This window comes from Halopseudomonas sp. L-58 (assembly GCF_056859475.1).
In genome coordinates this window covers 59,588-80,317 of the sequence record NZ_JBSXON010000038.1, presented here as the reverse complement: position 1 = coordinate 80,317, position 20,730 = coordinate 59,588, and the positions used below count along the sequence as shown (strand labels likewise).

Here is a 20,730-nt window from a genome sequence, read left to right as displayed (position 1 = left end):
TTTTTTTCGAGCGCCAGTGCCATCGGGATGCACCTTGATGCTGGTGCTATCCAGGGACACCGCCTCGATCTTGATCCGGACAATTTGGGATTGCTGCAACTGGGCGAACACCCGATCCAACACACCCGACCTCGACCAGCGTCTCATGCGGGTGTAGATGGTGTGCCAATTGCCAAAGCGCTTCGGCAACCCGCGCCACTTGCAGCCATGCTCAGCGACATAGACGATCGCGTTCAACACGTTCAGGTTGGACAGACTTACGTTGCCCCGCTGTGGCGGGAAGCAATGCTCAATGATCGAGAATTGTTCGGGGGTAATTTCCATGCGCGAAGTATCACACATGGAGAGACTTGAAGCTAATTAGCGTTAACAGGCCCTAGCCCACCTAGCTTCGCTAGCCCTTTTGCTGCGCCATGATCTCTTCCATGCTCAGACCGGTCAGGCCGTGGATGGTGCGCCAGAGGTAGAACAGAATGGCCATCATCATGATCATCGACGGAATCGCGATCATCGGATAGCTGACCAGCGTCATCTGCCCCAGTTCTTCATTGAAGGCTTCGGTACCCGCCGGGCTGACGACGATCCATTTGGCGACGATGTAGTTCATCGCCGAAGAGAAAAAGAAGGTGCCGGCCAGAAAATAGGTCGCGCGCAGCAGGCGCAGATTGAAGATGTCGACCAGACCGCGTTCCTGCAGGCGCTCCTGCACCAGCGCGACGTTGATCACCTTCTCGTTGTACAGCAGGGTACGAATCAGCGGGTAACGCGTGCGGGTAGAAATCAGCACGGCCAGGCCGATGACACCCGGTACCGCGGCTTCCTTGATCGCAAGCCAGCGGGTATCAAGTTGCAGCACGCCGATGCCACCGGTCAGCAGCACGCTGATCACGCCCAGCAAGGCAATGAAGTTGAACTTGCGATACTGCACCAGTTCGAACAACCCCCAGCCCACCGGAAAAGCCAAGGCCAGCAGCAGCGCATTGGTAGCGCCGAGGTTGTCGTCGCCACTGAGCTTCATGAGAATGATCGAGGGCAGGAGGATGCTGACCAGCAGGTCGATCAGCGGGCGCGGCTTATGCTGCGCAGGAGCGGTTTTCGCGTCAGACATAGCGGAACAGAAAGTCTCTGGCGGAATGAAGATGGGCCATCATACACCGGCTGGGCGGCTCGCATAGCAACACGAACCTCCCAACCGCCAATCGGTCAGCGCAGCATGGTGCTGACCAGCCACCCGGTATAGCCCACGTAGGTTGCCAACAACAGGATACCGTTGAAGCGAGTCACCTCGCCCTGCTTGCCGAACCGCCCGATGCCCATAAATAGCAAAACCGCGGTCAATACGAACATGATTACCCAGTCGCGCTGCAGAACGACCGGGTCGACTGCCAGCGGCGCGATGCCGGCGGCGATGCCCACCACGGCAAGGGTATTGAACAGGCCGGAGCCGATCACATTGCCCAGCGCAAGGTCATGCTCGTTGCGGCGAATGGCGGCCAGCGAGGAGGCCAGCTCCGGCAGCGACGTGCCGATGGCGACAATGGTCAGCCCGATGACCAGGTCACTCACACCCAGGCTTTCGGCAATAAACACTGCGCCCCATACCAGCACGCGGGAACTGACGATCAGCAGTACCAGACCCAGCACCAGCCAGAACAGGGCTTTGGGTAGCGGCATTGCGTGGGCAGCTACCTCCTCGGCGTACTCACCGGACAAGGCATCATCCTTGCCGCGCAGGCCTTGAACGATGGACCAGCCCATCAACACAAAAAACACCCCGATCAGCACCCAGGCGTCGTTGCGCGAAAGCTGCCCGTCAAGCAGCTGGTAGCCCGCCAGAAGGGTGATGCCGAGCAGAATCGGCAACTCCTTGCGAATCACCTGCGAATGCACCTTGATCGGGCTGATCACCGCAACAAGACCGATGATCAGCGCAATATTGGTGATGTTTGAGCCATAGGCGTTACCCAGTGCCAGCCCCGGATTGCCCTGGCCGGCGGCCAGCGCAGACACCACCATCTCGGGCGCCGAGGTGCCGAAGCCGATGATCAGCATGCCGATCAGCAGCGGCGGCATGCCCGCATGACTGGCGGTCGCCGACGCACCATCAACGAAGCGATCTGCGCTCCAGACCAGAAGCGCCAGTCCCACTACAACCGCGGCCAATGCCAATAACATCATCAAATTCCTGTGCCAGACTCAAATTAGCGGCCATTATCAATGAAAGTGAACAGTGTAGACAGTGGCAGGCAGCAGCAGCCGTTACAAAAAAATTCAGCTCTGCGCGCAACGGTCGATACACTGAACAATCGCTTTTTCCCGAGGTGAAGGACCGCCCGACAACCCTGACGACAGGTGTTCACATGGCTATAAACCGCTCCTTGCGACTGCAAACCCTCACACTCATGACCGGCAGCCTGGCGCTCATGCTGCTGGTTGCACTCATTATCACGCTGACCCTGTCTGGAAGCGTCAACAGCTATCGCAACCTGCTGGCCAGCCCGCTGGCCAGCGCCACACTGATCAATCGCGCCAACCTGGAATTCAAGACCCAGGTGCAGGAGTGGAAGAACGTATTGCTGCGCGGCGCAGCACCGGCTGATCGGGAGAAGTACTGGAGCCAGTTTGAGGCATCAGAACAGGCAGTACAGGCCACCCTGCAGCAGATAGGCACCCTTGAGCTGGAGCCGCAGACACTGGCGGAGGTGCGCGCGCTGGCTGAAGAGCACCGCCAGCTGGGTTCACGCTATCGCGACAGTCTGCAAGCCTACGAGGCCGCGGGAATGGAGCCGACCGCAGGCGACAAGGCTGCGCGCGGAATCGACCGTCAGGTCAGCGAGCACATGAACCAGCTGTCCAGCCAGCTGAACGGAGCCGCACAGCAACAAGGCAACGAGATCAACGCAACCGCTGCGACCACCGTCTGGATCGGGCTTGCAATACTGGTCATCGCAGCAGTGGTGATCGGCGTACTCAGCCTGTGGCTGGTAAACCGGCGCCTGGTCAGCCCGATAACCCAGCTGATCGAGCAGGTTGAACAGCTGAGCCAGGGCCGACTTGGCAAGCCCATCACCCTGCGTCGGGACGACGAGCTGGGCACCCTCGCCCGGGCGGCCAACCAGCTGCGCAGCTTCCTGGAAGACACCTTCAGCCAGCTGCAGCGCAGTACCAGTGAGCTGGATCGCGCCAGCGGAGAGCTGAACACCATCGCTACCCGCATGGCCCATGGCAGCCGAGAGCAGTTCTCGCGCACGGACCAGGTAGCCACCGCCATGCAGGAAATGTCTGCAGCCTCCATGCAGGTTGCGCAGCATGCCGCCGAGGCTGCCCGCGCCGCAGACGATGCCGACAGCAATGCTCAGGAAGGCGGCCGGGTCATGCAGCACACGATCCAGGCGATGCAGGACATGCTGGCACAGATCACCCAGACCACCGAGGTTATCCGGCGCCTGGAAGGAGACAGCAATCGCATCGGCAAGGTACTGGATGTGATTCAGGGGATCGCCGAGCAGACCAACCTGCTCGCCCTGAACGCGGCCATCGAAGCGGCACGCGCCGGTGAGGCCGGACGCGGCTTTGCTGTCGTCGCCGACGAAGTCCGCACGCTGGCCAAGCGCACCGCAGAATCAACCGCTGAAATTCAGCAGATCATCAATGATGTGCAGTCCGGGGCCGACGCAGCGGTCAAGGCCATCGCCATCGGTCAGACCCGCAGCGAGTCGAGCATGCAACAGGTCAACCTGGCGGGTGAGCGCCTGACCCAGATCACCGTCGCGATCGAGTCGATCCGCGACATGAACCGACAGATATCAACCGCAGCCGACGAACAGACCAGCGTTGCCGAGGACATTACCCGCAACATCACCGAGATCACCGATATTGCCGCAGCCAACCAGAGCGAAGTCGACAACACCGCTCGCGCCAGCCAGTCCCTGCATGAGTTGTCCGGGGAGTTGAGCACCCTGACCCAGCGGCTCTCCGCCTGAGTCAGGGCATCGCGATCAGGCCGTCGCCGGGGCGGCCTGCCGCTGGCGCTCCTCTTCGTAGAGCTCCTTCTTCGACAATTTGCCCACCGGCGTCTTCGGCAGCTCCGCGCGAATTTCCATCGCGCTCAGACGTTCATGCTTGCCAAGACGCGAAGCGAGAAACGCCTGCAGGGTTTCGAAGTCGAAGGGCTCGACGCCGGCACGCAGCTTGATAAAGGCTTTCGGCGCCTGCCCGCGATAGGGGTCATCGACCCCGATGACCGATACCTCCTCAACGCCCGGGTACTCGTAGATGGCCTCTTCGATCACCCGCGGATAGACGTTGTAGCCGCTGCACAGGATCATGTCCTTGGTACGATCGACGATGTAGACGTAACCATCCTCGTCCATGTAGCCCACATCACCGGTACGCAGGAAGCCGTCTGCAGTCATTGCCTCTGCCGTCGCGTCCGGGCGCTTCCAGTAGCCTGCGGTAATATTCGGCCCCTTGATGCAGACCTCGCCACGCTCGCCGATCGGCAGCTCGGTTTCGCCGCCGTCGAGCGGCAGGATGCGAATCTGCGTGCCCGGCACCGGCACACCGCATGACCCGGGGCGCGGCTGGGCGTCGCGCGGGGTAAAGGTGCCGCTGGTGGTGGTTTCGGTCATCCCCCAGCCCTCACGCAGGGCGCAACCGGAACGGGAGAAGTACTGCTGCTGGACCTCGACCGGCAACGGCGCGCCACCGGAGTTGGACATTTTCAGCGACGACAGGTCGTGCTTGTCGGTCTCAGGATGGCTGAGCAGACCGATGAACATGGTCGGCACGCCCGGGAAGGTGGTAATGCGGCTCTGACTGATCTCGCGCAGTACCGTCAGCACGTCAAAACGCGGGTGCAGGTAGATCTCGGCGGCAGCACGCAGGCCAAAGATCATATTCACCATCAACGCGTAGATGTGGAACGGCGGCAGCACTGCCAGCACCCGCTCCTGCCCGGGCACGATCGCCGAACGCAACACCTCGCGCAGCTGGGCACAGGAGGCCGTGATATTGCCGTGGGTCAGCATCGCCCCCTTGGGGACGCCGGTGGTGCCGCCGGTATATTGCAGCACAGCCAGCGTGTTGGCCGGATCGGCCAGCAGGTGCTCCCGATAATCGCCGGCATTGTCCAGCAGCTCGGCAAAACTGCAGCACTGATCGCCCCAGGCCACCATCGCCGGTTTGCCAAGCAGATGGCGCTGCTCGTCGCTGACCTCACCACAGAACTCGACCAGACTGCCCACGACCAGCTGACGCAGCCGAGTGCGCGTCATCAGGCTCGCCATACGCGGGTAAAAGGCCTCCAGATCCAGCGTCAGCATGATGTCGGTCTGACTGTCCTCGATCTTGTGCTCGAGGGTGCGTTCAGCATCCAGCGGTGAATAGTTCACCACCGTCCCGCCGGCGCGCAGCACACCCAGAAAACCGATGAAGTAATGCGGGCAGTTGGGCAGATACAGCCCCACATGGACGCCGGGGCCAACACCCAGTTTCTGCAGACCACAGGCCGCGCGGGAGACCAGCGCGTCGAGTTCGCTGTAGGTAAGCTTGTGGCCAAGGAAGTCGATTGCCGGATTATCGGGGAACTCGGTGACGGCCGCGTCCAGCAACGCCGGAATGGCCTCCGGGGTATAGGCAAGCTCCCAATTCACGTCCGACGGATACGACTTCAACCAGCGCAATTCGGTGTCCACAGCATGCTCTCCATTGTCTGCCCGGGCGGCTTTGGCGCGGGGCGCTTTTTGTTTTCCCAACCCTAGTCGCTGTGCCGTGCTCCGGTGAAGCTTGATCGACTGCGGATATGTCGGGCCATAGCCGCTGCCAACGCTGAGCGACAAGGCAAATCCTGCCGCAAATCAATAATCTGCCAGTCGAATCAACGCATCATTACAGTTTGATGTTACTCGGCCGATAGCAAGTCCGAGTCGGCCCGATAACAGTATCGTCCCTATACCCCTCCCTGCCCATCCAGGAGCAAAACGTGTTCAAAAGCCGTCAATTGCGCGCAGAGCTGCAACAATCCCAAGAACTGAACCGGCAACTGCAGGAGCAACTCGGCACACTGACGGCACAACTGGACGAACGACAACGGCAGTTCGATGCGCGTATCGGCATTGCCGAGAGCGAGCAGACCCTGTCCCAGAAGCTGCTCGGTTGCCGGGAAATGGGAGATCATCTGGTCCAGGATGTGCGCGAATCGGTGGCCGGCGCGGCGAGCCGCCTGATGGATGAGCAACAGACCCTGACCGCGCTGAGCGAGATCTTCGCCCAGACCCAGCAGGCGGTGCGCAGCCTGCAGTCACGCTCCGACACGGTGGGCAACCATGCCGAACGCAATGCCGAGTCTGCCAGCAGCCTTGACGAAACCGCCGGCCGCATTCGTGCCTTCATTGCCGTCATCCAGGACATCTCCAAACAGACCAGCCTGCTGGCCCTGAATGCGGCCATTGAGGCAGCACGAGCCGGCGAAGTGGGTCGCGGCTTTGCCGTGGTAGCCGATGAGGTACGCAGTCTCGCCGAGAAGGCCCAGCACGCCAGCGAAAACATTGAGGTTCTGGTAACCCAGGTAATGGAAAAGAGCCAGACCCTGTCCGGCATGGCTGAGGAATCCATGCAGAGCAGCCTGGAAATCGCCGCCTCTGCCCAGCAGATTGATCAGGTAACCCATCAGGTCATCGACCATGCCGACCGGATGAAGCAGGTGATCAACAGCTCTGCCACGCGCAGCTTTCTGTCGACCGTAAAGCTCGATCATGTGGTCTGGAAGATGGATCTGTACCAGCGCATCGCCGCCGGCAACCTGAGCCAATCACTCACCGATCACCACGAATGCCGCCTGGGGCAATGGTATTACCGTGGCCAGGGAGCTGACCTGTACAGCCACCTGCCGGCATATCGTCAGCTGGAAAATGTGCATCGCCAGGTACATGAATGCGGTCTGCAGGCGCGCGACGCCGCTCTCAAGGGTGACAATGACAGGCTGCACCGGCTGCTGCTGGACATGGAACAGGCCAGTGTCCAGGTCGCCCAGCAGCTCGACCGCCTCGAGCGGGAGATCGGCAGCAGTCACTGATCTGCGCAGTGTCCGCAAGGACACTGCCGCGACACTCAGCGCTATTGCGACCATCGCCGTCACACGCTATACAGAGAGACCCTTACGCCCGCAGGAAAGAACAAGAGAGAAGGAATGCGTAAACGTCTCACACCGCTGTTGATCGTTGTCGTCGGAATCATCATTTTCATCCTGCTGCGCGTCACCCGTGATCAACCCGAGCCGCTGGGCACCCAGGAGCGCGCCTGGCGGGTTGCGACCGAAGCCATTGCACCTGACGCCTTCCAGCCCCGCCTGACCCTGTACGGCCAGCTGGAATCACCACGTCGCTTTACCGTGGTCGCACCGCTGGCAGGCCGTATCGCCGCGCTTCCTGCCAGCGATGGCAGTCATATCAAGGCCGGCGAGCTGGTAGTGGCGCTGGACGAGGCCGACATCACGCCACGGATCGAGCAGGCCAGAGCCGAACTGGCCGACGCCAGGGCGCAGCTGGACAGTGAAAAGCTGGCACATCAGGCCGACCAGCAGGCCCTGCGCATGGAGCAGCGGCTGGAAGCCAACGCCCGCAAGACGCTTGAGCGCATGCAGCAACTGGTAGCCCGCGAGATGGTGCCTGCGGTCGAGGTCGACAACGCCCAGGATGCACTGGATCGCGCCGCCCTGACGGTTGCCAACCGCCAGCGCAGTCTGTCCACCTACGCCTCGCGTCTGGCTGCCCAGCAGGCACGCGTTGAGCGCGCCAGTGCGGCGCTCGACAGCATCCAGCGCGATGCCGAGCGCAGCCGTTTTGTCGCCCCGTTCGACGGGGTCGTCGGGGCAGTTCAGGTCGCCGTCGGCGATCAGGTCAACGCCAACGCGCCGCTGCTCGATTTCTATCCGCTGGAAGGCCTGGAGCTGCGCGCGCTGGTCCCGCAGATTCACAGCCAGGACTTTATCAACGCGTTGAGCCAGGGCCAGACGCTGGATGGTCACAGTCTCGACAGCACGCCCGAGATCAAGCTGACCCTTGCCCGCATCGCCGGCAAGGCTGACGCACGCGGCATTGAAGCCATCTTCACCGTCACCAATCCGCGCCCGGAATTACGCCTTGGCACCCTGCTGGCCATCAGTGTCGCCCGGCCGGCCCACGACAACAGCGTCGCCCTGCCCTACAGCGCCCTGTACGGTAACAACACCCTGTACACCGTCGAGGACAGCCGACTCAAGGCGATCGCCGTCGAACGTGTCGGCGAAACCCTGGACGAGCAGGGTAACCGCCGGGTACTGGTGCGCTCCAGCGCGCTGGAAAGCGGTATGCCGATTGTGACTACCCATCTGCCCAATGCCATGACCGGTCTGAAGGTAGATACCGGTGAAGCCGCGGCGGAGCCGGCACAATGAGCAACACCGGACCGCTGGGCTTCTTTGTTCGTCACAAGGTTGCCGCCAACCTGCTGATGCTGGTCATGCTGATGGGCGGAGTGATCGGCCTGTCGCGCATGAACATCCAGTTCTTCCCGACCTTCGCCCTTGATTTCGTTACCGTCCGGGTGGTCTGGAATGGCGCCGCGGCGGAAGACGTCGAGCAGGCGATCACCATCCCGCTGGAGCAGCGCCTGCGCAGCATCCAGAACCTCAAGAACATGACTTCAACCTCGGCCCAGGGTGTATCCAGCATCACCCTGGAATTCCGCGAGGGCACCGACCCGATCGTCGCGCTCGATGACGCGCGTCAGCAGGTGGATGAATTCCGCAACCTGCCGGCGGCGGCAGAAAAGCCGGAGGTGGTGCGGGTTGCCCGCTACGATCCGATTGCCAACCTGCTGCTCTACGGCCCGTTCGAACCCCACGAGCTGCGCACCATCGCCAACCGCATGGAAGACGATCTGCTGAACAAGGGCATCGACCGCATTGTCATCAACGGTGTGCCCGAGCAGCAGATCAGCATTGAGGTACCCAATGCCGAGCTGCGCCGACTGGGCATGTCGCTGGACCAGCTTGCGGCACGTATCAACGCCGAGTCACGGGATCTGCCGGCAGGCCAGGCCGGCGAACAGGATTCGGCCCGCGAGCTGCGCGCCATCGAGCAGCGCCGCGATCCCCAGGCTTTCGGCAGCATCGCCCTGCAACCTGAGGGTGACAGCCACCTGCGCCTCGGCGACATCGCCGACATTCGCCAGGAGCCGAGGCGCAACCAGGTGCTGCTGCGTTACGACGGCCAGCCCGCCGTGGAGCTGCAACTGGAGCGCAGCGAGGACGGCGACTCGCTTGAGTCGGCGAAAATCCTCAATGACTGGCTGGAGGAAATCCGCCCAACCCTGCCTCCGCAGCTGAAAATTCACGTTTATGACCAGGCCTGGCAACTGATCGATGACCGCATTCGCCTGCTGGTGAACAACGGTCTGAGCGGTCTGGTGCTGGTTCTCATCCTGCTCTACCTGTTCCTGCCGGCTCGGGTCGCGCTGTGGGTGGCGGTCGGTATTCCCACCGCCTTTCTCGCCGCCCTGGGGGTGTTCTGGATGATTGGCGGCTCGATCAACATGATCTCGCTGTTCGCGCTGATCATGGCACTTGGGGTGATCGTCGACGACGCCATTGTGGTAGGCGAAGACGCCGACGCCCATCACCGCAGCGGCGAGGCCTCCGAGCGTGCTTCCGAAGGCGCCGCCAAGCGCATGTTCTGGCCGGTGGTTGCCTCCTCACTGACGACCATCGCCGCCTTCATGCCGCTGCTGATGGTCGGAGGCATCTTCGGCAATATCCTCGGCGATATCCCGATTGTCATGATCTGCGTACTGATCGCCTCGTTGCTCGAATGTTTCGTTGTGCTGCCGCACCACCTGCGCGAGGCCTTCCGTCCGAGCAAACCGCGCGGCGGCGCACTGGGCGCAATCGGCAATCGTCTGGATGCCGTCCGAGGCCGCTTTGACAGTGCCTTCAACCGCCTGCGCGACGGCCGTTTTCGTCAGCTGTCAAAGGCGGCGCTGGCCCACCGCGGTACTACCCTGGCCTGCGCATTGGTCAGCGTCATCATTACCATCGGCCTGCTGAGCAGCGGCCGTATCGGCTTCAGTTTCTTCCCGACCCCCGAACCCCAGGTGGTATATGCCAATGTCAGCTTCGTCGCTGGCACGCCACGCGACAGCATGGTCGCGTTCATGCGCGAGCTGGAACAGAGCCTGAACGAAACCGAGCAGGCGCTGGGTGGCGATCTGATTCTCACCGCGCTGACCCGCGAGGGAGAAGTGCTGGGCGATAACGGGGTCGCCCGTCAGGGCGACAACCTTGGTTCGCTGATGGTCGAGCTGGTGTCACCCGACCACCGGGAGGTACGTAACAAGACCTTTATCCGTGAATGGCAACAGCGCATTCAGCGCCCGCCGGGAATCGACCGAATCAGCATCACCGAACAGCAAAGTGGCCCACCCGGCAAGGACGTGGATATCCGCCTGACCGGCTCCGACCCGCAGCAGCTCAAGGATGCTGCTGATGCCCTGTCGGTACTGCTTTCCGGCATCGAAGGGGTCGTCAGCACCGAGGACGACATGAGCTGGGGGCGTGAGCAACTGGTCTACAGCCTGACGCCCTACGGTCAGGCACTGGGGCTCAGCATCGAAAGCGTCGGTACGCAACTGCGTGCGGCCTATGACGGTCGACTGGCGCAGATCTACCAGGACAAGCGCGACGAGATCGAAGTCCGGGTTCAACTGCCCCGCGCAGAACGGGAAAGCCTTGCCAGCCTGAGTGATCTCAGCATTCGTCTGGATGACGGCCGCTTCGTGCCGCTGCGCCAGGTCATCACCTTCACCAGTAATCAGGGCTTCTCGGCGCTGCGTCATGCCGATGCCCAGCTGGCAACCGACGTTACTGCGGATATCGACAGCAGCCAGACCACTGCCGGCGTTGTTCTCAAGGCAGCCGAGCTGGAACTGCCAGCGCTGGCCAGCCGATATAACGTGCGCTACAGCTTCGAAGGGCGCTCGGTCGATCAGCAGGAAACCCTCGCCGACATGCGCGACGGCCTGATCATCGGCCTGCTGCTGATGTACGCGGTGCTGGTCTGGGTATTTTCCTCCTGGAGTACACCGCTGATCGTCATGTCGGTTATCCCGCTGGCGCTGGTCGGCGCACTGCTGGGTCACTGGGTCATGGGCTTGAACCTGACCATCCTGTCGCTGTTTGGTCTGTTCGGCCTGTCCGGTATCGTGGTCAACAACTCGATCATCCTGGTCAGCTTCTACCAGGACCAGCGCAAACGCGGGCTGGAGGTGAACGATGCGCTCAACGAGGCCGTCGTGCAGCGTCTGCGCGCAGTGCTGCTGACCTCGCTGACCACCATCGGCGGCCTGCTGCCGCTGCTGTTCGAGACCTCGCTGCAGGCCCAGTTCCTGATTCCGATGGCCACCTCCATCGCCTTCGGCCTCGGCTTCTCGACCCTGCTGGTGCTGCTGGTGGTGCCGGCGCTGCTGTCGCTGCTGGAGGGGTGGAAAGCGCGGCGAGCCCGGCCGGCCTAGCGGCCTGGGCGACCGCCAGCTGCAAGCCTCAAGCTATAAGCTGCAAGCAAACCCGGCCTTGGTGCCGGGTTTGTTTTTTGGGGCTGGAAGCTGGAAGCTGGAAGCTGGAAGCTGGAAGCTGGAAGCCAGGAGCTTGCGCGGGTGGCTGGATTAAGAGAAGGACCGTTGCCAAGTGCTTCGCGTTGGCATGACATGAACAGCACCCAACTGTAGGCACGCGACATGTCGCGTCCGCTGCAGCTTTCCAGCAGCCGGACGCAGGGCGTGGGAACGATCAAACCTTGCCCTACCGTGAGGCCGAAAAAAAACCGCGCGACTCACGCCGCACGGTTTTCTCTTCGAGCTTCAGGCTTCAGGCTTCAAACTTGTAGCTTGTAGCTTGTAGCTTGTAGCTTGTAGCTTGTAGCTTGTCGCTTGCAGCTAAGCCGCTTGCGGCTTACTTGCGAGCCGCTTCCAGCGTCTTGGTGATCGCTGCGACGGCCGAGCCGATATTGCTCAGTTCGGCCGGCAGGATCATGGTGTTGTTGGTTTGCGCCAGCTTGCCGAACTCCTTCACATACTGTTCGGCAACCCGCAGCGAAACGGCCTCCTGGCCACCCTGGGTGTTGATCGCCTCGGCAACGCGACGCAGACCTTCGGCGGTAGCGGTCGCGATCAGCTCGATCTCGCGGGCCTTACCTTCGGCTTCGTTGATCTGACGCATCTTGTCGGCTTCGGACAGGTTGATGGTTTCCTGCTTCTGACCTTCGGAAATGTTGATCTTGGCTTCTCGCTCGCCTTCGGACTGGGCCACGACAGCGCGACGTTCCCGCTCGGCGCGCATTTGCTTCTCCAGCGCGTCCAGAATGGTTGCCGGCAGCTCGATATCGGCAATTTCGTAGCGCAGCACTTTCACGCCCCAGGGCTTGGCGGCTTCATCCAGTGCCTCAACCACCTGGACGTTGATGGTTTCACGCTCTTCAAACGTCTTGTCCAGGTCAATCTTGCCGACTACCGAACGCAGAGTAGTCTGCGCCAGTTGAATGGAGGCGTAGCGGTAGTCATTGATGCCGTAGCTGGCCAGCTTGGGATCAACCACCTGCAGGTAGATCACGCCGTCGACTACCACCTGAATGTTGTCCTTGGTCACACAGGCCTGGCTCGGCACGTTTATCGCCTCTTCCTTGAGCGTATGCTTGTAGGCCACCCGGTCGATAAACGGGATCAGGATATGAAAGCCCGCTTCGAGGGTCTTGGCGTACTTGCCCAGCCGCTCGACGATAAAGGCCGAACGCTGCGGCACGATGCGGGCGGTTTTGGTGAGGGTAATGATGACCAGCACCAGAAACCCGAGTGACAGCATTGTTGCGATTTCCATATGAAAAGCTCCTTGGTCCGAAAAGATCATTTATTGTTGTCGGGATGGGACGCACTGACCCGCAGGACGATGCCCGCATGATCCGTCACCCAGGCCGACTCGCCGCTCTTGAGCGGGTCAGACGACTCCGCATCCCATTTGGCTCCGTTAAGCTGCACGTGACCGACGCCATCAACAAAGTCGGTCAGCACACGCACGCGCATGCCCAGCAGACCTGCGTCGTCCTGATCCCTGGCGGCCAGATCGACTTCGCTGCCACGTAGCCAGCGCTGGAAGCGGCGGCGCAGCAGCCAAAGCGCCAATATGCTCGACAGCGAAAATACCGTCACCTGAGCAGGCAGCGAATCGATCAGGCCAAGCAACGTCAACAGCCCGACCAGCAGTGCCCCAAGGCCAAAGAAGGCCGCAATCAAACCGGGGATGAAAAACTCCGAGGCCAGCAACAGCAGGCCCAGCAACAACCAGAACGCGTAACTTTCCAGATAACCCGTCAACATCTGCACTCCCTGCTCTTTTGTTCAGACTGCAGGAAGACTACCAGATGGACAGATCGCACGCCCCGGGAAAAACGCCGGAGCGTTACCGGGTAGGCAAACTGGCACCCTGATTTCAGTCTGGTACCCTGAAGACATCATCAACAGGGAGTTACGCATGACCGATCGCCTGATTACCCGCCTGCTATTTTGTCTGCTGCTGCTCGCCCCGCTGGCCGGCGCCACCGAGACCGGCAGCACCAGCCAGCCACCGCTCAGGGTCGGAATTACCGAGGTCCCGCCCTTTGTCATCGCCGATGGCAAGGGCGGCTGGGAGGGGATCAGCATCGACCTCTGGCGCAGCATTGCCGAGCAGAAGGGGTGGGCGTTCGAGTTTCGGCCAATGGGCTTTACCGACCTGCTGCAGGCGGTCGAAAGCGGTGAGATCGATATCGCCGTGGGTGCGCTGACCATGACCTCCGAGCGCGAACAACGCTTCGATTTCAGCCACCCGTTCTATCAGACCGGTCTGTCCATCGCTGTCGCACGCGCGCCCAAATCAGGTCTGCTGCAAAGCCTGCGAGCGCTGTTCAGCTGGGGTTTCCTCAGTGTCGTCGGCGGTCTGGCCCTGCTGCTGCTCGCGGCAGGCACCCTGCTCTGGCTGTTCGAGCGCCGTCGCAACCCCGAGCAGTTCGGCGGCAGTGCAACCGAAGGCATCGGCGCCAGTTTCTGGTGGGCAGCGGTGACCATGACCACCGTTGGCTACGGCGACAAGGCACCGGTCACCTTTGCCGGCCGGCTGGTTGCACTGATCTGGATGTTTGCCGGCCTGATCATGGTCGCCAGCTTTACTGCGGCGATCACCAGTGCGCTGACCGTCAGCAATCTGCAATACCAGATACGCGGGCCACAGGATTTGCCCGGCAGCACGGTGGCGACCATCGCAGGCACCGCGAGCGCCCGTTATCTCGACGAGCAGCGCATCGTTTCACGCGCCTATCCGGATCTCACCGGTGCCATGCAGTCGGTCACCGCAGGCGAGACCGACGCCGTGGTCTACGACCGCCCCCTGATGCAGTACCGCAATCAGCAGCTCGGGCGAGAGCGGCTGGAGCTGCTGCCCGGCGTATTTGATCAGCAGCTTTACGCGCTGGCCATGCCTGCTGGCAGTCGCCTGCGCGAACCGCTGAACGAGGCAGTGCTGCGGCTGACCGAGTCCGCCGACTGGCGGCTGATTCAGCGCGCCTACCTCGGCGAACAGCTATAGCGAGCCAAGTCCTGAATTGCCGTTCATCGGATTAACAAGCTGAATGGCCCCGTCGCAGAGCCAATGACCCGCCGGTCATTTTCCTGCAATGCCGGTGCGCTGCCGTTCTGCCGATCAGTCGCTACTCAGCCTTGCCGAGGCTGGCTATGCTCAGCGCCCAGGCACTGGAAAAAGTGCCTCAAGACGATACAAAACAAGCACAACAACAAGGAGTTTCGTCATGTCGCGCAAGACCCGACTGAGTCTTGCCTGCGGGCTGATCGCCGCGTTCGGCGTCAGCACCCAGGCCCATGCCTTCTGGTTTGGTTCCTCCGGCTACACCAAAACCAAATATCCCATCGTGCTGACCCACGGCATGCTTGGCTTCGACAGCCTGCTTGGCGTCGATTACTGGTACGGCATCCCCAGTGCCCTACGCAAGGATGGCGCCACCGTCTACGTTACCGAAGTCAGCCAACTGGACACCTCCGAGGCCCGCGGCGAGCAATTGCTCGAGCAGGTCGAGGAAATCGTTGCCATCAGCGGCAAGGGACGGGTGAACCTGATCGGCCACAGCCACGGCGGCCCGACCGTGCGCTACGTCGCGGCGGTACGGCCGGATCTGGTCGCTTCGGTGACCAGCGTTGGCGCTCCACACAAGGGGTCCGCCACCGCCGACTTCCTGCGCCAGGTGCCGGAAGGCTCAGGCGGCGAGGCCCTTTTGGCGGGCATCGTCAACGGCCTCGGCGCACTGATCAACTTCCTGTCCGGCAGCAGCTCCGACAGCCAGCAGAATGCGCTCGGCTCGCTGGAGTCGCTGAACAGCGAGGGCGCCGCGCGCTTCAATGCCAGGTTCCCGCAGGGCCTGCCCACCACCGCCTGTGGCGAGGGCGCCTATGTGGTAAATAATGTGCGCTACTACTCCTGGAGTGGCACCCGCCCGCTGACCAACGCGCTGGATGTGTCCGATCTGCTGCTCGGCGCCTCGTCGCTGACCTTCGGCGGTGAAGCCAACGACGGTCTGGTCGGCCGCTGCAGCTCGCACCTGGGCATGGTGATTCGCGACAACTACCGCATGAACCACCTCGACGAGGTCAACCAGACCCTGGGGCTCACCAGCCTGTTCGAAACCGATCCGGTCACAGTCTACCGCCAGCAGGCCAATCGCCTGAAAAACGCCGGCCTGTAAGTACACGGGCCGCCAGCTTCGCGGCGGCCCGCTTCCCCGACCTGCCCGAGTACATCATGAAAGCGCTTGTCTATCTTCCTTTACTCGCCGCTGCACTGCTGCTCGGCTGGCAGCTGAGTGAACCTGCGCAGGAACCGGAGATCGAGGCGGCCGACAGCCAGCTCGCCCCGAACCCGACGCCGCGCTCAGACGGGCCTCCGGCCGGCCTGCTGCGCAGCGCGCCCGTCGCGAGCCCGGCTGCCGTCGCGCCATCGCTGCGAGGCACCGATATCGACGGCCGGCTGCAGGCCAACCCCGATGGCAGCCTGCTGATCAGCGACCAGCTGCGTCACCTGTTCGACTACTACCTGAGCACCGCTGGCGAGCAGTCGCACGCCGACATCGTGCGTCAGCTGCAAGCCCTGATCAGCGCCAGCCTGCCGGACCCGGCCCGCGCTCAGGCGCTGGACCTGCTGCAGCGCTATCTCGCCTATCAGCAGCAGTTGATCACACTTGAGCAGACCTTTCCGGTCGCCGCCGATCTGGATGCGCTGTGGGCGCGCCAGGACGCCGTGCAACGCCTGCGGGCCGAGCTGTTCAGTGCCGAGGAGCACCAGGCGTTTTTTGCCGGCGAGGAACTGTATAACCGCTTCACCCTGGAGCGTCTGGCGATCTTACGCAACCCTGAGCTGAGCGACGCCGACAAGGCCTATGAAATCGAGGCATTGCGCGAGCGCCTGCCCGAGGACTTGCAGGCGCTGCTGGTGCCGCAGATTCATCAGGACCTGCGCCAGCAGACCAGCGCCCTGCGCGACAAGGGCGCCAGTGAAGCCGAGGTGCGGGCGCTCAGGCTGTCGCTGGTCGGTCCGGAGGCAACCGACAGGCTGGAAACACTGGATCAGCAACGCGCCGCCTGGCGGCAACGTGTGAGCGACTTCAACCGCGAGCGCGAGGCGATTCTCAGTCAGCCGGGACTGGCCGACAGTGATCGCGCCAGCGCGGTACAGGCGCTGCTTGAGGAACGCTTCGACCACACCGAACAGCTGCGCCTCAGCGCCATTGAGCCAACGGCACCCGAGAGCTGAAGCTGCCATACTGGGGCTCCCGACACAGGAGCCCACTATGCGTCAAACCCTCTTGCTGATGCTGACAGGCTTGCTGGGTAGCAACATCTGCGCTGCCCAACGCTATGATCCAGCCGACATCGTTCAGTGGCCCGAGCGCACCTTCACCCAGCCGACCGACTATCAGCTGGCAGAGCGCGACGGTCAGACCCTGCTGCGCGCCGATTGCGGCGACGGCCAGGCCAGCGCCCGTTATCTGGAACACCCGGTTGACCTGCGAGAGACACCGATCCTGCGCTGGTCCTGGAGCATAAGCCAGCCGTTCAGCCAGCTCGACGAGACCCGCAAGCAGGGCGACGACTATCCGGTGCGGCTCTATGTGGTCAGGGACGGCGGCCTGTTGCCCTGGCGCACGCTGGCGGTGAATTACGTCTGGTCATCCGTCCAGCCGACCGGCAGCCAGTGGCCCAACGCCTACACCGCCAACGCGCAGATGCTGGCAGTCAGCAGCGGCGCACCGGACGGCACGGCGCTGGTGCCGCTGGAGCGTAATGTCAGGGAGGATTTCCAGCGTCTGCACGGGCAGACGCTGGATCAGATCGACGGGCTGGCGATCATGACCGACTGCGACAACAGCGGTCAGACCGTCACCGGCTGGTACGGCACCATCGAGTGGCTGCCGGCTACTTCTGGCGCCACTGGCCGTTAAGTTTGATGTACTGCCCGCGCGGGGTACGGTCAATCGCCTTCTGGCCGGCAATCAGCTCAACGTCATTCAGCGAGATGCCGTTGTCGCGGGCCACCTTCTGGTACTCGGCCTTGCGCGCCGCGTTGATCTGCTGCGCCACCTCGGCGGCGTTACCCGACGCCCGCACCACGCCCAGATAACCGTTGGACTGCTCGCCGAGCAGCCCCGCTTCCTTGGCTGCCGGCAGGGCCGACATCGCCTCGTTCAGGCTCAGCGCCCAGGCCGAACCGCTGCCGATCAGCAGCGCCAGCAGGCAACAGGTCAGATATATCGTCTTGCGCATTGTCTTGTTCCTTATTCGCCGGCTCAGAACAGACCGCTGGATTCGTCAAAGACGTCGTCCAGTTGGCGGTCCACCTTGACGTAGATTTCGTGCTCGATCTTAACATTCAGATTGATGTTGATCGGCTCGCTCGGCGCAGCCAGCTGCACCGTGGGTCCGGCACAGGCGACCAGCAGGCCGGCCAGTGCCGCGATCATCAGACTTCGCCCGTACATAGGCGCTCCTCGTCAGGGTTGCTCTATCCGCCTTTTGAGCAGGTATTGCTGCACCCGTTGTTCAATGATGTCGCTGACCTTGCCGCTGAGTTGCAGGCTGGCCAGCAACGCCGGAATGTTCTCCTGCAGATTGATGCTCAGGTTGACCTGCCGCCCCTGCTGAAAATCGGGGTTGCTGCCCTGCAGGCGCAGCGCCAGCGTCAGATCACCGCCTTCGGCCAACTCTACCTGACTGCTCAGTACAGTGTAGTGAAATTCCTCCAGTGCTCCGGCCAGCTCGCGCATGCTCGGGTTGCTGGCCGCCAGTCGCTGCAGCTTGTCGGACTGGTAACGCAGCACACCACCGGGCGCGCGCGCAGCGACCGCGCCCTGATCGACCAGCAACTGGCCATCTCGCAACAGCACCGGCAGCCGCCCATCCAGGGTGCCGCCGCCACTGAGCCCCTCAGTTGGATAGACTTCGAACAGGCGGCCCAGTTCCAGCCCCTGCAGCACCAGCTCCGCGTGCTGTTCGGGCTGCGCCAGGTCCAGCGTGGCCGGGGTCAGCGACACCCGCCCTCCCAGCAGTTCGAGGGTCAGTCGCCTGGCCTCCAGGGTCCCGGTTGTCGGATGGGCCAACGCCCCCTGATAGTCCAGACTGGCCTGCAACGGTCCAGCCGGAATACCGGCGTTCAACTCGCCGACCTCCAGATCCGCCAGCACGGCGCTGAAGCGGTCACCTTGCAACGAAACCTGCACAGGGGTTGTCAGCCCACTGAACGCGGTCCGATCATAAATCCCCTTGGCACCACTGAGCCGCGCGCTCAACCGGGCACGCAGCCCCTTGCCACTGTCTCCGGCCTGCAGCTCGACATCAAGCTGACCGCTCGACAGGCTAAGCAGCGCAGGCCAACTGGCCAGGGTCTGCTCAAGCGGGTTACCTGCGCGGAAATAAATCGGCGCCAGCGTGCCGTCAAGCTGCCACTGGCCATCGCTGCTGACGTTCGCCTGATGATCGAGCTGCAAACCGGCCGCGTTGGCCACCTGCCCGCGCCAGACCAGCCCGCCATCCTGCCACTCCCAGTCGCCAGAGAGCGACCAGCTTTGCGGTTTGAGCTGTGCGTGCTCGACCCGGTTGATCTCGGCGGCAAGTTCGCCGGTGGCGCTCGCTGACTGGCCCTCATCCAGCGGCAGGGTGATCGCCAGAGTGCCTACCCGCGCGGAGGTCGCCGTCAGCGCAAGCTCGGCCGCCGGTAATTGCAGACGCTGCCAGCCCAGTTCACCGGCCTTGCTCAAACCGATGGTTGCCGACCGGGCATTGGCCTGCAGCTGCAACGGCAAACGCGCGGTAACCGAGCGCGCCGCCAACTCTGGCAGGGCCAGCCGTGGCAGTTGCAGCTGCACCAGCAACGCATCGCTATTGATCTGCCAATCAGCCAACCCCTGCACTTGCAAAGGCCCATCCAACTGAACGGTGCCGCCGCTGGGCAAGGTCGCGTCAGCAGAAAGCTGCAGCGCCAACGGCTGCCCCAGCACCAGCTGTTGCTCGCTGGCCGGTTGCAGCCGCAACGCTACCTGCGCCGGCTGCAACGCGCTCGGAAACTGCTGCAGTGCCGCCAGCAGGTCAGGCACCAACACCATGTTCAGTTGTGCGTCGGGTAACGCCCAGCGGCCTTGATCACCGCTCAATTGCAGGCTCAGCTTGCCGGTCAGCGAGCCTACCCCGGCAATCGCCCAAGGCTCAGGCAGCAAGACGTTCGCCTGCAGGGCAACCGCCCCGCCCAGCCAATCCTCAACGCGGGCGGGCTTCTCTGCCGGATGCAGCTGCCAACTCAGGTTGGCCTGAGCCGCGGTCGGTATCTGCTCGAACGGCAAGGCGCCCAGCGTCAACCAGCGGCCGAGATAGCCGAACAGCCAGGGTGTCTGCGGCCAGTCGGGAATTGCCAACTGCCCCTGCCAGGCGTGCCCCTGCTGCCACTGGCTGTCGAGCCGAGCAGCCGGCAGGCCGTCAATCGCCAACGCGGCCTGCAGCGCAACATGCTCGGCGTCCAGCTGCAGGCGCGGGCTCAGCGCCAACTGCTGGCCCTCCAGATCCAGCAGCAATTGGCTGGACAGGGTTGTGCTGCCAACAGAGCGCTCACTATCCAGCCGCCAGCTGCCGGCCAGCAGGCACTGCCCCGTGCGACAGGGCAAGGTTGCCTGAATCTGCTGCAAACGTGCGGAATCAGGCAACCAGCGCGCCAGCGTGCGCCAGAAGGTTTCGTCGCCGAGAAGCACTAGAGGAGAGTCGGTTTCCGCCGCTGATGGGGCCTGCTCGGCCGCCGGCAGGTTCAGGACCAGTCGACCCGCCTCGGCACGCTTGAGCATAACGCCTGACCGCCAACCTGGCGCCAGCGCCAGTTGCTGCAGCTCGAAGGTGCTGCCGTTGTCCAGCGTCAGCGTCAACTCATCCAGCGTGAGCGCACCGGAGTGCCAGCCAGGCCCAGCCCACGTCAGCTCGCTGACACCGGCGCGCTGCAGCTGCTGGTGCAGATACAGGCGCCCGAGCAGCCCTGCCAGCACCAGCGGCAACCCAAGCAGCAGAAAAATGGAAACGCGTCGACGCATCGTCCCTACACCCAACCGGAATCCGCCCACAGGTTAGCACGCA

The 20,730-nt window shown here is 62.8% G+C and carries 17 protein-coding genes; 8 read left to right on the top strand and 9 right to left on the bottom strand.

The window, feature by feature from the left end; genetic code table 11:
* The 3 genes from AC13EY_RS03625 to AC13EY_RS03615 form a co-directional block, all read right to left on the bottom strand.
* A partial coding sequence (locus tag AC13EY_RS03625; protein ID WP_482890397.1) for a transposase occupies positions 1 to 324 on the bottom strand: 324 nt, incomplete at its 3' end.
* A gap of 70 nt (positions 325 to 394) precedes the next feature.
* Complete coding sequence (locus AC13EY_RS03620; RefSeq protein ID WP_228245709.1) at positions 395 to 1,108, bottom strand: VC0807 family protein; 714 nt, start codon at positions 1,106 to 1,108, stop codon at positions 395 to 397.
* A 95-nt stretch (positions 1,109 to 1,203) separates the two neighbouring features.
* Entirely contained in the window at positions 1,204 to 2,175 is a 972-nt protein-coding gene (locus AC13EY_RS03615) for a calcium/sodium antiporter (RefSeq protein WP_228245708.1), read from the bottom strand.
* 185 nt (positions 2,176 to 2,360) lie between these two features.
* Between AC13EY_RS03615 and AC13EY_RS03610 the strand changes: the two genes are divergently transcribed.
* Positions 2,361 to 3,983, top strand: a complete 1,623-nt coding sequence (locus AC13EY_RS03610) for a methyl-accepting chemotaxis protein (RefSeq protein WP_233048799.1) — start codon at positions 2,361 to 2,363, stop codon at positions 3,981 to 3,983.
* A 15-nt stretch (positions 3,984 to 3,998) separates the two neighbouring features.
* On the opposite strand, the gene AC13EY_RS03605 is transcribed toward AC13EY_RS03610, so the two are convergent.
* Complete coding sequence (locus AC13EY_RS03605) at positions 3,999 to 5,696, bottom strand: long-chain-fatty-acid--CoA ligase (RefSeq protein ID WP_233048798.1); 1,698 nt, start codon at positions 5,694 to 5,696, stop codon at positions 3,999 to 4,001.
* 287 nt (positions 5,697 to 5,983) lie between these two features.
* On the opposite strand from AC13EY_RS03605, the gene AC13EY_RS03600 reads away from it, so the two are divergent.
* The 3 genes from AC13EY_RS03600 (at position 5,984) to AC13EY_RS03590 (ending at position 11,547) form a co-directional block, all read left to right on the top strand.
* A complete protein-coding gene (locus AC13EY_RS03600; RefSeq protein WP_233048797.1) occupies positions 5,984 to 7,075 on the top strand; it encodes a methyl-accepting chemotaxis protein in 1,092 nt (363 codons plus the stop codon).
* Between the two features lie 114 nt (positions 7,076 to 7,189).
* Complete coding sequence (locus AC13EY_RS03595) at positions 7,190 to 8,434, top strand: efflux RND transporter periplasmic adaptor subunit (protein WP_233048796.1); 1,245 nt, start codon at positions 7,190 to 7,192, stop codon at positions 8,432 to 8,434.
* The gene (locus AC13EY_RS03590) at positions 8,431 to 11,547 is read left to right on the top strand and encodes an efflux RND transporter permease subunit (protein ID WP_233048795.1); all 3,117 of its coding nucleotides are present in this window, start codon (positions 8,431 to 8,433) and stop codon (positions 11,545 to 11,547) included. The genes AC13EY_RS03595 and AC13EY_RS03590 overlap by 4 nt, the downstream gene beginning before the upstream one ends.
* Positions 11,548 to 11,983: 436 nt before the next feature.
* Here the strand turns inward: AC13EY_RS03590 and AC13EY_RS03585 are convergent, their stop codons facing one another.
* Both AC13EY_RS03585 and AC13EY_RS03580 read right to left on the bottom strand, forming a co-directional pair.
* Positions 11,984 to 12,904 carry an SPFH domain-containing protein gene (locus tag AC13EY_RS03585; RefSeq protein ID WP_233048794.1) on the bottom strand — a complete coding sequence of 307 codons (921 nt, stop codon included), beginning with the start codon at positions 12,902 to 12,904 and terminating at the stop codon, positions 11,984 to 11,986.
* Positions 12,905 to 12,930: 26 nt separating this feature from the next.
* A complete protein-coding gene (locus AC13EY_RS03580; protein WP_088276242.1) occupies positions 12,931 to 13,401 on the bottom strand; it encodes an NfeD family protein in 471 nt (156 codons plus the stop codon).
* 154 nt (positions 13,402 to 13,555) lie between these two features.
* On the opposite strand from AC13EY_RS03580, the gene AC13EY_RS03575 reads away from it, so the two are divergent.
* From AC13EY_RS03575 to AC13EY_RS03560, 4 genes are all read left to right on the top strand, one after another.
* Entirely contained in the window at positions 13,556 to 14,644 is a 1,089-nt protein-coding gene (locus AC13EY_RS03575; RefSeq protein WP_233048793.1) for a transporter substrate-binding domain-containing protein, read from the top strand.
* Between the two features lie 220 nt (positions 14,645 to 14,864).
* Positions 14,865 to 15,812 carry a triacylglycerol lipase gene (locus AC13EY_RS03570; RefSeq protein ID WP_233048792.1) on the top strand — a complete coding sequence of 316 codons (948 nt, stop codon included), beginning with the start codon at positions 14,865 to 14,867 and terminating at the stop codon, positions 15,810 to 15,812.
* Positions 15,813 to 15,868: 56 nt separating this feature from the next.
* Positions 15,869 to 16,876 (top strand): lipase secretion chaperone, encoded by a 1,008-nt coding sequence (locus tag AC13EY_RS03565; protein WP_233048791.1) that lies wholly within the window; start codon positions 15,869 to 15,871, stop codon positions 16,874 to 16,876.
* 37 nt (positions 16,877 to 16,913) lie between these two features.
* Positions 16,914 to 17,564, top strand: a complete 651-nt coding sequence (locus tag AC13EY_RS03560; RefSeq protein WP_233048790.1) for a DUF3047 domain-containing protein — start codon at positions 16,914 to 16,916, stop codon at positions 17,562 to 17,564.
* Here the strand turns inward: AC13EY_RS03560 and AC13EY_RS03555 are convergent.
* The 3 genes from AC13EY_RS03555 to AC13EY_RS03545 are packed head-to-tail and all read right to left on the bottom strand — an operon-like array spanning position 17,539 to position 20,687.
* Positions 17,539 to 17,886: a YdbL family probable chaperone protein gene (locus tag AC13EY_RS03555; RefSeq protein ID WP_088276248.1), complete on the bottom strand. Its 348-nt coding sequence runs from the start codon at positions 17,884 to 17,886 to the stop codon at positions 17,539 to 17,541. The two genes, AC13EY_RS03560 and AC13EY_RS03555, sit on opposite strands and share 26 nt — an antisense overlap.
* Before the next feature lie 23 nt (positions 17,887 to 17,909).
* Entirely contained in the window at positions 17,910 to 18,101 is a 192-nt protein-coding gene (locus AC13EY_RS03550) for a YnbE family lipoprotein (RefSeq protein WP_088276249.1), read from the bottom strand.
* Positions 18,102 to 18,113: 12 nt separating this feature from the next.
* Positions 18,114 to 20,687: an intermembrane phospholipid transport YdbH family protein gene (locus tag AC13EY_RS03545; protein ID WP_482877219.1), complete on the bottom strand. Its 2,574-nt coding sequence runs from the start codon at positions 20,685 to 20,687 to the stop codon at positions 18,114 to 18,116.
* Positions 20,688 to 20,730 lie beyond the last annotated feature (43 nt).